8 protein-coding genes are annotated in these 11,561 nt (G+C 68.7%); 3 read left to right on the forward strand and 5 right to left on the reverse strand.

Annotated features, from left to right (window positions below; translation table 11 throughout):
• Window positions 1-150: 150 nt before the first annotated feature.
• Both D5R93_RS07860 and D5R93_RS07865 read left to right on the forward strand, forming a co-directional pair.
• On the forward strand, window positions 151-927 hold the full coding sequence (locus D5R93_RS07860; protein ID WP_119835988.1) for a LytR/AlgR family response regulator transcription factor: 777 nt from the start codon (window positions 151-153) through the stop codon (window positions 925-927).
• Window positions 924-2,309, forward strand: a complete 1,386-nt coding sequence (locus tag D5R93_RS07865) for an ATP-binding protein (protein ID WP_120204638.1) — start codon at window positions 924-926, stop codon at window positions 2,307-2,309. Before D5R93_RS07860 ends, D5R93_RS07865 begins: the two co-directional genes overlap by 4 nt.
• 106 nt (window positions 2,310-2,415) lie before the next feature.
• Here the strand turns inward: D5R93_RS07865 and D5R93_RS07870 are convergent, their stop codons facing one another.
• The 4 genes from D5R93_RS07870 to D5R93_RS07885 all read right to left on the reverse strand — a co-directional run bounded on the left by D5R93_RS07870 (window position 2,416) and on the right by D5R93_RS07885 (window position 9,957).
• On the reverse strand, window positions 2,416-3,450 hold the full coding sequence (locus tag D5R93_RS07870) for a glycosyltransferase family 2 protein (protein ID WP_120204640.1): 1,035 nt from the start codon (window positions 3,448-3,450) through the stop codon (window positions 2,416-2,418).
• A 173-nt stretch (window positions 3,451-3,623) separates the two neighbouring features.
• Window positions 3,624-4,352, reverse strand: coding sequence for a GtrA domain-containing protein (locus D5R93_RS07875; protein WP_243106665.1), 729 nt, complete (start codon window positions 4,350-4,352; stop codon window positions 3,624-3,626).
• Between the two features lie 95 nt (window positions 4,353-4,447).
• Window positions 4,448-6,850: a glycoside hydrolase family 3 C-terminal domain-containing protein gene (locus D5R93_RS07880; RefSeq protein WP_120204642.1), complete on the reverse strand. Its 2,403-nt coding sequence runs from the start codon at window positions 6,848-6,850 to the stop codon at window positions 4,448-4,450.
• Window positions 6,851-7,011: 161 nt separating this feature from the next.
• The gene (locus tag D5R93_RS07885) at window positions 7,012-9,957 is read right to left on the reverse strand and encodes a glycoside hydrolase family 3 protein (protein WP_120204644.1); all 2,946 of its coding nucleotides are present in this window, start codon (window positions 9,955-9,957) and stop codon (window positions 7,012-7,014) included.
• Window positions 9,958-10,373: 416 nt separating this feature from the next.
• Here D5R93_RS07885 and D5R93_RS07890 point away from each other — a divergent pair, with 416 nt between their 5' ends.
• Window positions 10,374-10,904 (forward strand): DedA family protein, encoded by a 531-nt coding sequence (locus tag D5R93_RS07890; protein ID WP_120204645.1) that lies wholly within the window; start codon window positions 10,374-10,376, stop codon window positions 10,902-10,904.
• 28 nt (window positions 10,905-10,932) lie between these two features.
• On the opposite strand, the gene D5R93_RS07895 is transcribed toward D5R93_RS07890, so the two are convergent.
• Complete coding sequence (locus D5R93_RS07895; RefSeq protein WP_120204647.1) at window positions 10,933-11,361, reverse strand: DUF2000 domain-containing protein; 429 nt, start codon at window positions 11,359-11,361, stop codon at window positions 10,933-10,935.
• Window positions 11,362-11,561 lie beyond the last annotated feature (200 nt).

Here is an 11,561-nt window from a genome sequence, read left to right on the forward strand (position 1 = left end):
GCAGCACCGGATAACAGGGCGTTAGACTAGCTTCTCACCCTGCCCCCACGCAGCCCGTCCCGGTGCCGTACAGCCTCGGGCCAGCCGGAGGCCGCGGCAGAGCCGGACCGGCCAGAGCCGTCCGTCGCCATCCTGAGGAAGTGATGACCCATGGTCCACGTGGGCGTCGTCGAGGACGACCCTCTCCACCTGCGCACCCTGACCGGTTACCTGGAGCGCTACGCGGCCCAGAGGCAGGTCCATCTGGAGGTAACCACCTATCCCAGTGCCTCGGCGCTCCTTGAGAGCTACCGCCCCGTCTACGACATCCTCCTGCTGGACATCCGGATGGAGGGCGCGCAGAGCGGGGACGTGGACGGGATGAGCGCTGCCCGCACGGTGCGCGCCACCGACCCGGCGGTCGTCATCATCTTTGTCACCTCCGCCCATCAGTACGCGGTCGCAGGCTACGAGGTGGGTGCGCTGGGCTACCTGCTCAAGCCCCTGACCTACACCGCGCTGGCCCAGGAGATGGGGCGCGCCCTGGCGGCTCTGGGTCGCCAGGGCGTGGGCCCCGTGCTCCTGCCGGAGGGCAGCGGGGTGAGGCGGGTGTCCGCCCGTGACATCGTCTACCTGGAGTCAGTGCGCCACCGGGTGAGGATCCACCTCCTGGACCAGGAGGTCACCGTGGCGTCCAGCCTCAAGGCGATGGAGGAGGTTCTGCGCGGCCACAGCTTCTACCGTTCCAACTCCTGCTACCTGGTCAACCTGGACCACGTGGTCGGCGTACATGACCAGGACTGCCTCATGAGCACCGGCGAGGTGCTGCGCGTGTCCCGGCCCCGCAGGCGGGGCCTCATGTCAGCCCTGGCCGACCACGTCGGCGGCCTGCCCGTATCCGGGAGGCCTCCCGGCGAGGCTGCCAGGACGTCCAGGGCCTCGACGTGACCCCGGTCAACCTGCCCATCCAGGAGGCCCTGCCTGACATTCCCCGCCTGTGGACCGCCCTGGCGGAGTGGGGCGCCTGTCTCCTCTACGTCCTGGTCGCCCGAGGACAGCAGGATCGACCTGCGCGCGCCGTCGTCGTGGTAGCCGTCATAGTAGCGGCCCTGCCCACCCTGTGCGCCTATCACCTCGGAGCGGGCTCGCTGCCGACCACCCTGTGGCTGCCGGGCATGGTCGGTGCTGTCGCCCTCATGTGGCTGGTGCTCCACCTAGCCCTGGGCGGCCCCGTACGACGCTGCGCCTACCTGGTGGTGCGCGCCTTTGTCCTGGCCGAGCTGGTGGCCTCCCTCCAGTGGCAGCTGTCGCTGTTCCTCTCAGAGTCGTTCCTCCCGCAGCGGCTCCTCCCGGAGATCCCGCAGGCAGACCCGGCAGCCCTGACCTTGCTGCTGGTCCTCGACACTCTCCTGCTGGCCCTCGTCTACCCCCTGGAGCGAGGTCGCGGCCACGGCAGGGTGGTACCCACCTCCCGCTTCCTCGTGCTGTCCGCGGCGATCGCGGCCATCACCTTTGCCATGAGCAACCTCAGCTTCATGACGACCTCCACCCCCTTCTCCGCCCGCCTGGGAGCCGAGATCTTCTACGTCCGCACCCTGGTGGACCTGTGCGGCTTCGTCGTCCTCTACGCCCAGCTGGAGCAGGACCGGGAGGCGCAGGCAGCCCGCGAGGTGGTAGCCGTGCGCGCCCTGCTGCACAGCCAGCACGACCAGTACCTGGCCTCCAAGCGCGTGACCGACGTCGTCAACCGCCGCTATCACGACCTGCGCAACCTGGTCACCGCCATCCGGGCCGAGACAGACCCCGGGCTGCGTCGCGACCAGCTCGACGAGCTGGAGGACTCGGTGCGCCCCTACGGTGCCCACTACCGCACCGGCAACCCGGTGCTTGACGTCATTCTCACGGACAAGGGCCAGGCCTGCGTGGAGCACGGCATCACCCTGACAGCCATGGCTGACGGGGCCGCTGTGGGGTTCATCTCCACCGTAGACCTGGCCACGATCGTGGGCAACGCGCTGGACAACGCTGTGGAGGCCTGTGCCCAGGTGGGTGACGCCGACCGGCGTCTGGTCCGCCTTGACCTGCGCGCTCACCACGGCCTGGTCCTGCTGGAGGTGGAGAACACCTTCGCCACCCCGCCGGTCTTCTCCGCAGACGGCTCAGAACTGGTCACCTCCAAGGAGGACGCGACAGCCCACGGCTTCGGGGTCACGTCCATCCGCCACGCCGCAGCCGGCTACGGCGGCGAGGTGACGGTGGGCGTGACGCAGGAGGACACCTTTGTGCTGCGCGTGCTCCTGCCCGTACCGAGCTCCGCCCGCCGCCGCTGACTGCCACTGACATAGCGTGGCAGCCGAACCGTTCTGGCAGTGAGGCAAGTAGTGAGGCAAGTGGGGTAACCGTGACAGCCCACAGCACCGGCACCGCCCGAGCAGCCTAGTTGAGGGCCAGGATCCTTCTGGCCACCTGGTAGCCGGCGACGGGAACCCGGCTCCCGGCACGGCCGGGCAGGTTCATGAGGCGTCCCATGAGGCTGCGCCGCACGCGGACGCTGATGTCGGGGCGCCGGGCGTCCAAGCGCTGCCACAGCCCCTCCCGGATCGCCAGGTTCTCCGGCGTCCCCGAGCGCAGCGCCATGGTGGTGATGACGACACAGCTCATGGTGTAGATGTGGACCAGGTAGCGCATCAGCTCTGGCGGAACCTCGTGGGCGCGAGGCATCGACTCCAGCATGAGGGCGTTGACCCGGTCGTGCTGGTCCAGGCGGCGGATGATGACCTCGTCCGCCACCGACTGCCCCTGGCGCCCCACCGTGTACAGGTAGAGGTCGAGGTCCAGGTAGGTCAGGGAGCGCACGCTGGCCAGGGGCTGAAAAGAGTACAGGGTGTCCACGTAGAAGCAGTGCTCCGGCAGGCGCGTTCCGGAGTCGCGCAGCACCTGGGTGCGGTAGGTCAGGGAGTGCATCATAAGGTACTGGTCGGGGCGGAAGCGCCCCACGTCGCTCCAGGTGCCCACACGCCCCTGAGGAAGGATCCCCCGATAGCGCACCGAGTGCCGCCGCAGGCGGCTGCCCTCACGCACGTAGGTGAAGTTGGTGACGACCAGGTCCGGCTTCTGGCCTGCCTGCCGCCACCGCCGCAGGTGGGACAGCAGGCGCAGCAGGCTGGCCCGGTCCAGGGCGTCGTCGGAGTCCACCACCTTGACCCAGGTCCCGCGGGCGCGGGCCAGGCCGGTGTTGACCGCTCCCCCGTGCCCCTTGTTCTGCTGGTGGACCACGACCAGGCGCGGCTCCCGCCTGGCGTAGTCGTCAAGCAGCGCCGGTGTGGAGTCAGTAGAGCCGTCATCGACGACGACGACCTCCACCTCCGCGTGCCCCACCAGGGTATTCAGGCACCGCGTCACGTAGTCCTGGGCGTTGTAGGCAGGGACAACCAGGGTCAGTAACGGTGCCGACGGGGGAAGGGGTGCCATGTACGTGTCCTCAGTCGGTTCGTCTCTCAGCGTCCTGTGGGGTGTCTTGCGGGGCCGTCAGAACCCGTGTGACGTCCTGCCGGCCGGTGCCGAGCCCCTAGGACCTCTGGGAGTCTACAGGCGCGCGCAGACCGTGTCTTCCCGGATCCTCTCAGGGATCGCCAAGCGCATCCTCACGGCTTGGCCATCTCCTGCACGCTGTCCTGCCCGGCCGCCTGGCCGGTGTGGTGAGCACTGCCCTGGCCGACCCCCTTCCCGGTCTCCTTGTCAGCCTCCTCGCCAGTCGCCTGACCAGTGCCTAGGTCGCCTCCGTCCGGCTCGGGCTCGCGCCGGAAAATGACCTTGAAGATGGGGAAGAACACCCAGAAGGAGATCGCGGCGTTGATGACCATCGTGATGACATCGGCTACCGCCTCACCGCTACTGGCACCCAGCACGCTCTGGCACCAGGAGTAGATCGGGCCCTTGTAGACCACCTGGGCGGCTGCGGCGAAGACCGTGATGATGATGTAGGCGATCGTGTACCACAGTGCCGCCTTCCACACCGAGGAGTTGGACCTGAAGGTGATGCTGCGCTGGGCGAAGAAGTTGATGACCTGGGCAATAAGCAGGGTGATCTCCACCGCCAGGAAGTAGGCCAGCCCCCCGCCGGAGCCATCGGCCTGGATGGCGCCGGCAGCGTAGTCGAACAGGTAGACCGTCTGCCCCCCCGAGGAGCCCACGGGCAGGAAGTGGAAGGGGGTACCCTCCAGGGAGGTGAAGCGGAACACCCAGCGGAACACCGGCATGAGGACCAGCTGGAGCACGGTGATGCCGTTGGACACGACGAAGAAGACGATGAACTGGGCAAGGGTCTCGTGCCTCTCCTCGAAGCGGGACCACGCCTGCCTGATACCGGGCACGGGCTCTCCTTAGGTTGTCGGTGTGGTGGTCTGCCTGCTGCCTACTACCGCCTGGTGGTGCCCGGGCGGCAAGGACAGCTCAGCGTCGGGACAGCTTAGCGCCCCGACAGCTCACGCCGGGTGGCCCGGTCCGCGCGCCAGTTGCGCAGGTACCCCATGGTGGTGCGCCGTACCCCCCGTAGGAGGTGTCCGTTGACAATGTCGACGACGCCCTCCACCATCGCCTGGTCGACCCTGCCCGAGGTCATCTTGGCCATGGCCCTCAACGGCATGTTGAGGAGGAAGAGAATGTTGAGGTCGGGCCTGCCTGCGGCCTCCACCCTGGCCCTCCTGCGGTTAAGGACCCTCACGACGGAACGCGCCAGGAGGCTGCGGGCCTGGGCCATTGAGGACAGCGGGTCGTTGACTCCCAGCTCCCCGCCTGCTCGGGCCACAGGCAAGGGCCGTCCCAGGAGGGCACGCAGCTGGGCGTCCGTGGCCTGGGTAACCTCGCCGGTGAGGTAGGCACCCAGCTCCTGCGTGGCTGGCTGCGGGTGGGTCCCCTCCACCTCCACCTGCGCCTGGAGGGGAAGGTCCTCGACGTTGCGGCCTACCCGCACGGTCCAGGTCCCTGCCTCCACGCACCAGGCCTGCTCCCCCACGTCGTAGTGGCGGAAGGTGTAACGGTCGAAAGGAACGTACACCCTGCGCGACTGCCCGGCCCGCAGCCGGACCTTGGCGAAGCCCTTGAGCTGGATGCTCGGCCCCCACAGGCCGCCGGGCGGGCGCACGTAGAGCTGGGCCACCTCCGCGCCGTCAACCTGGGAGGTGTTGGTCAGGGTGAACCGTGCCCCCTGCTCGTCGACCTCAAGGTCGGAGTAGTCACAGGTGGAGTAGGACAGGCCGAAGCCGAAGGGGTGGGCCACCGGGGTGCCGGTGGTGGTGAAGTAGCGGTAGCCGACGTAGGGTCCCTCCCGGTACACCGCGTGCTCCCCGGTGGCGGGGAACCAGGCTGCGACGGGATGGTCCTCGTAGCGCACCGGGTACGTCTCGGCCAGACGGCCAGAGGGGTTGACCGCCCCGGTGAGCACCCGCAGCGTCGCCGACGCCCCAGCCTGGCCCGACAGGTAGGTGTGGACGACAGCGCGGGCGTGGACCTCCCACTGCGTCTCCACCGCAGACCCGGCCGACACGACGACGACGGTGCGCGGGTTGGCCCGGGCGACCTCGGCCAGCATGCGGGTCTGGGCCTCGGGCAGGCGCATGTGGCTGCGGTCCAGGCCCTCGGACTCGCAGAGCTCGTCCAGGCCGAGGCACACCACGGCAACCTCGGCGCTAGCGGCCAGGGAGACTGCCTCACGGCACAGGTCCGGGTCCAGCCTGCCGTCACGGTGGTAGCCCTGGGCGTAGCCGACGAGCTCCAGCTCGGTCTCCCCGACAGCCTCCAGAAGAGTCTCCAGGCGCGTGGGGCTGATCTGGGAGGAGCCAGCGCCCTGGTAGCGCGGCGTGCGGGCCATGTCACCGATAAGGGCCACCCGGGTCCCCGGCTTCAGGGGGAGCATGGCGTCCTCGTTGCGCAGCAGCACGATGGACTCCTCGGCCACACGCCGAGCCAAGTCGTGGTGCGCCCGGTCCTCCAGGACCGGGCGGTCCCCGTGGGAGGGTGCCGTCTGCGCCACGGCCAGGACCTCGGCGGCGCGGGCATCGACCTGCTCGCGGGAGAGCTGCCCAGACTCCACCGCGGCGACGACCTCACGCGCCGAGTGCAGTCCGGGTGCGGGCATCTCCAGGGAACTGCCGGCAGCCGCCGCAGCGGGTGCAGAGTTGGAGCCTCCCCAGTCGGAGACAACCATGCCGTCAAACCCCCACTCCTGCCGCAGGATCTCGGTGAGCAGGTGGTGGCTCTCGTTGGCGTAGACGCCGTTGACCTTGTTGTAGGCACTCATGAGGGCGCGCGGCGCCGCCTCACGCACGACGATCTCGAAAGCGGTGAGGTAGAGCTCGCGCATGGTGCGCTCGTCAACCACGGAGTCCGAGGCCATGCGGCGCAGCTCCTGGCTGTTGACGGCAAAGTGCTTGGGGGTGGCGGCCACCCCCTGGGACTGGATGCCGCGCACCAGCCCAGCAGCCATGCGGCCCGACAGCAGCGGGTCCTCGGAGTAGTACTCAAAGTTGCGCCCGCACAGGGGTGAGCGCTTGATGTTGAGCCCCGGGCCTAAGAGGACATCGACTCCCAGCGCACGTGCCTCCTGGCCCAGGGCCGCCCCCATCTCCTCGGCCAGGTCGGGGTCCCAGCTGTTGGCCACGGTGGCGGCAGTAGGGAAGCAGGTGGCGGGCTCGGAGGCGGCGATTCCCAGGTGGTCGCCGCTGCCGAGCTGGCGGCGCACCCCGTGGGGGCCGTCGGACAGCACGAAGGAGCGCACGCCCCTGGAGGGCAGTGCCCGGGAGTCCCACTCGGAGGCGCCCGAGAGCAGGGCGGCGGCCTCCAGCAGGGTGAGGTCGCGGGGGTCGGGGGTCACAAGGCGTCCTTTCTCAGGTCTTTCCAGTGGCAGAAGTTCCAGTGACAGAAGAAGGGTGGGAGCAGGACGGGGCAGCGCCAGCGGCCGGGACGCCGCGGGCCGGGCAGGTGGGCGGGCACGGACACACCCGCCCACCTCCTGCTGCCTGGCGGCAGCCGCCCCTACTCAGGGGAGCCCGGCAACCCCGAGGACTCTGAGGGCTGCGCGGGAGCACCGTCGGCCGCCTGGGCCGCCGCCTGCCTCCTGCGGGCCAGGAAGCGCCTCACGGCCAGGGCCTCCAGGCTCAGGAGAACCACACCCAGCACCCCGAGCACGGCCCAGGTCGTGTACTCCCAGGGAGCACGCTGCGCCTCGGGCTGGCCGTCCTCGTAGACCCACGAGCTGGCCACGGTGTAGAGGATGTTGTGCGAGGCGGTGCGCATCGCCTGGACGCCTGCGGCCGAGGTGTCCTGGACGAAGTTCACCCCGATGTCTGTGGTGGCCAGCATCATGTCGCCGCCATTGCGCACCAGCTGGTCGGCGTTCTGGTAGCCGTAGCCCGCGAAGTAGTCGGTGAGCGTCATGCCCCGGAAGCCCCACTCATCGCGCAGGACAGCCTGCTGAAGGGCGGGCGAGGCGCCCGCGTAGGTGGTCCCGATGTAGTTGAACGCGGTCATGACCGCCCCGGCCCCGCCCTCCTTGACGCCGATCTCGAAGGAGCGCAGGTAGATCTCACGCAGCGCCTGCTCCTGGGACCAGGTGACGAGCATGTTGGTGCGGTTAGTCTCCTGGTCGTTGAAGGCGAAGTGCTTGATGAAGGCGTAGACGCCCAGTTCCTTGGCTCCCTGGATCTCCTGGGCCACCTGGTTGCCTGCCAGGACCGGGTCCTCGGAGAAGTACTCGAAGTTGCGCCCGGCGTAGGCGTAGCGGTGGGTGTTGGTGGCCGGGGCGTACCAGCCTGCCACGTCCATGTCGTGAGCCATGGTGCCGATAGCGGTGCCGAAGTCGTGGGCGATCTCCTTGTTCCAGGTCGCCGCCACGGACACGGCGGCTGCCAGGCCAATGGAGCCCACTCCGGTGAAGTTGTTGTTGAGGGAGGCGGGACCGTCCACGTCGGAGACGCGGACCTTACCTACCGAGTCGACAGCCACCGACCCGTAGCCGCCGTGGGCGATGAGGTCGTTCATCTCCGCCACGCTCAGCTGGTCGAGCAGCTGCTCCCACTGCGGGTCGTCGTAGTCCAGGCCGTGCATGTCACCCAGGACGAGCCCGTTGTCCGCCCCTGTGGTCGGCATCTCGGCGTCGGCGTCGTCCTCCTGGGAGGCGTCGTAGGTGTCGTTGGCGACGAAGGACTCCTGGTGGGCCTGTGACATCTCCAGCGAGGAGGGGGCGGCGGTGGCCTCCTCGTAGTTGGCGAAGGAGTCGGCGCGAGACAGGTAGGTGACGTCACCTGCGGCGTCGTCGAACTGGTTGGTGGCCGCCACGACGTCCCCGTCGTGAGTGGTCTCGCCGGTGTAGGTGATGGTGCTGGGGACCGTCACCTCGGCGGAGTCGATGACCGTGTGGGAGTCGCTGCGGATGGACACGGTGTAGTCGCCGGCCTCCAGTACGTAGGCCTTGGCGTCCTGGGAGTCGTAGGAGGCCATGTCGTCGTCGTCAAAGCTGATGGACACCGTCTCGGAGGCGCCGGGCTCCAGCAGGCCGGTCTTGGCATAGTCGGCCAGGTCGACAGCCGACTTCTCGATGCCGCCGTCGGTGTAGGGGGCGGTGTAGTAGGCCTCCACGACGTCCTTGCCCGCCACGTCACCGGTGTTGGTGACCGTGACGTCGAAGGAGACGGTCCCGTCGGCGTAGGTCACCTCCCCCATCTCCTGGCGGAAGGTCGTGTAGGACAGCCCGTAGCCGAAGGGGTAGACGACCTCCTTGTCGTAGTCGATGACCCCCTCGGCCGCAGCGGTCTCGTACCAGCGGTAGCCGACGTAGATCCCCTCCACGTAGCTGACGAACCCCGGGTAGGTCGTGGTGTCGGTGAACGGGGAGGTCTGACCGTAGCCCTCCATGTTGGTGTAGGTGAAGTCCCCGAAGTTGTTGGCTGCGGGTGAGGACTTGATGTCGGTCACGAAGGTGTCAGGGGTCCGGGCGGAGGGGTTGACCTCTCCGTCCAGGATGCGCCCCAGGGCGTTGAAGCCCACCTGGCCGCCGGGGACAGCCCAGATGATGGCGTCGATGTCGGGGTCGGCCTCCAGGTCGCCCAGCTCCATGGCGTTGGCCGAGTTGATGACCACGACGGTGGTCTGCGAGCTGGTCTTAGCCAGCTCGATGAGGTCGCGCTCGGGGGCGGTCAGCTCCAGGTAGCCCTGCCCGTCGGCGAAGTCGGGGGTGTCCTCGGCGTTGTCGGTGTAGCTGAAGGCGGGGTTGTCGGCAACCTCGGCGTTGACGTCCTGGGGCAGGTCAAAGCCCTCGCCCCCGGAGCGGGCGATGGTGACCACGGAGGTGTCGGAGAACTCTTCAAGGCCGGTGACGACGTCTGAGGTGTAGGCCTGCGAGGTGGGCTCCGGCAGGGTCCAGTCCGCCTCGAACATGCCCACCTCGGGGCGCTCGGCGCGGTAGTCGGTGTACAGGGAGGTCAGCTCCTCGTTCGTGGTGAAGCCCGCGTTGTGCAGGCCGTCCAGGAGCGTGGTCGTGGGGTTGTCCGGGCTGAGCGAGCCCGAGCCGGTCCCGCCGTAGATCGGGTTGGTCGAGGCCCAGCCGAGCACGTTGAGCGCGGAGCCCTCCTCCAGCGGCAGGGCGCCGTCGGTGTTCTTCAGCAGGACCATGCCCTCATCGGAGATGGTGTTCCCCAACTCCTCAACGGTGGCCCTGGTCTCCTCGCTGAGCGTACCCGCCCCGGAGGACAGGTCCAGGATGGTGCGCAGGCCGCCATACATCATGGAGGTGACGGCCACCGCCACGGCGAGCGCGGCGGCAACCCACGTGGTGGAGCGCACTAGCTTGCGCAAGGGACTGTCCCTGCGTCTCACGGCAACCGTGACGACCACGGCGAGCAGGAGCACGACGCCGATGGCGATAAGCTGTGGTCGCAGGCTTGCCACGACGTTCCAGACGTCGTTCCAGTTGATCGACAGCATGGCAGAGTACCTCTCTGTACCTCTTTGTACCTCTGTGTCTGTGGCTGCTGTGCCTCTCCCTGCGCACGGTGGGAGCACGGGGTGGGGCGGGCCGCCTGCCGCTGGCGGGACGGGCATGCTGGCAGTGCTGCCCGGTGCTGCCGTCGTCGGTCACCGTCAGGGAGGCCTGGGGGCAGTCAAGCCGGTTTCCCTGCGGCAGGGCCAGCCCGCAGGACCAACCTGTCGATTCCGGGACCTGTTCTGTACCCCGCCCCGCTCACGGCACCGGGCCCGCCCCGCTCACGGCACCGGGCCCGCCCCGCTCACGGCACCGGGCCCGCCCCGCTCACGGCACCAAATCGTCATAGGACAACACGGTGCCGTGTTGTCCTATGACGATTACGTTGCCCTGTCCCGCCTAAGTTAGGCTGACCTATGTGATGGACCGGATCCACGAGCTGCCCTACCCAGGGATTTTCCTGTTCTTCTGGTGCCTGGCCATGATGCGGTCCCACACCGTGTACTGGGTCGGGCGGGGCGTCACGGCGGGCACGGCGCGCTCCCGCTGGGCCAGGGTGCTGGAGTCCCCGGTGTACGTGCGCGCCCAGGCCTGGTCTGCGCGGTGGGGCGTGCTCGCCGTCCCCCTGTCCTTCCTCACGGTGGGGCTCCAGAGCGCCATCCAGCTGTCCGCGGGCGTGACCCGTATGCCGCTGCACCGCTACGCCCTGGCCACGGCAGTAGGGGCACTGGCCTGGGCGGGGGTCTACACCACGATCGGCATGGCGGTCCTGGCCGCCTGGTACACCAGCCCTGCAGGGCGCGTGGTGGCGGTGGCAGCCGTGTGCGCTCTGGCCGCCGTCATCATGGGTCGCTACCGGCGTGCCCGTCAGAGCACCGTTCCAGCAACCCCTACTGCCAACAGTGCCGCCACGGAGCAGCACAACCACTCGCCCGCCGCGCCTGCCTGAGACAGCCCCTCCTGCACCTGCCGCTATGTCACGCATCCTTCGCGGGGTACAGCGGCAGGTCACCCGTCAGGGAGGTGACCTGCCTCCTGGGTCCTCGCAGCCCCAGCGCCGCCAGCTCCAGGTCACGTGTGAGGGCAGAACCGAGCCTGGAGACATACTCTTCATAAGTCCTGCACCCCTGCGCCAGGCGGGTGAAGGGAAAGACATCAACGCCGGAGCCCTGCGCCTCGGCACGGCCCCACAGCGAGGCGAGCAGCCCGCTGTCACCGGCAAGAACGGGCAGCGGCGTCAGGACGACGCCCGGCAGCTCAGAGTCTGCCGTCCTCACCGATGGCCCCATGATCTGAGGGCAGGCGCTGGCGACCATCGCGGAGACGATGGAGGCGGCGTTGACAGCCAGGCCCATCGGAAGGTGGCGGTCAACCACGATCACCGTCTTCTGCTGCTCAGTGCTCATGGGTACGCTCCTTTCAGTCAGGGAGGTCAGCTCGCAGCCGTGGGACCCGGCTCGCGCCCGCGCTTCTGCCCGTCCCACCCGGAGCCTGGGCGAGCCGGGCAGGCAAGACCCCAGGCAGGACAAGCGGGCAGGACAGCGGCTTCACGGACCTGCGCGCAGACCCGCTGAATGATCATAACGCCCGCCGCCCGTGGTCCTGT

Source organism: Actinomyces lilanjuaniae (assembly GCF_003606385.1).
In the GTDB taxonomy this organism is placed as follows: Bacteria; Actinomycetota; Actinomycetes; order Actinomycetales; family Actinomycetaceae; genus Actinomyces; species Actinomyces lilanjuaniae.

Excerpts from the sequence above, each read along its gene's own strand:
- D5R93_RS07895 (WP_120204647.1), bottom strand. The coding sequence starts at position 11,361 with ATGAGCACTGAGCAGCAGAAGACGGTGATCGTGGTTGACCGCCACCTT.
- D5R93_RS07870 (WP_120204640.1), bottom strand. The coding sequence starts at position 3,450 with ATGGCACCCCTTCCCCCGTCGGCACCGTTACTGACCCTGGTTGTCCCT.
- D5R93_RS07860 (WP_119835988.1), top strand. The coding sequence starts at position 151 with ATGGTCCACGTGGGCGTCGTCGAGGACGACCCTCTCCACCTGCGCACC.
- D5R93_RS07885 (WP_120204644.1), bottom strand. The coding sequence starts at position 9,957 with ATGCTGTCGATCAACTGGAACGACGTCTGGAACGTCGTGGCAAGCCTG.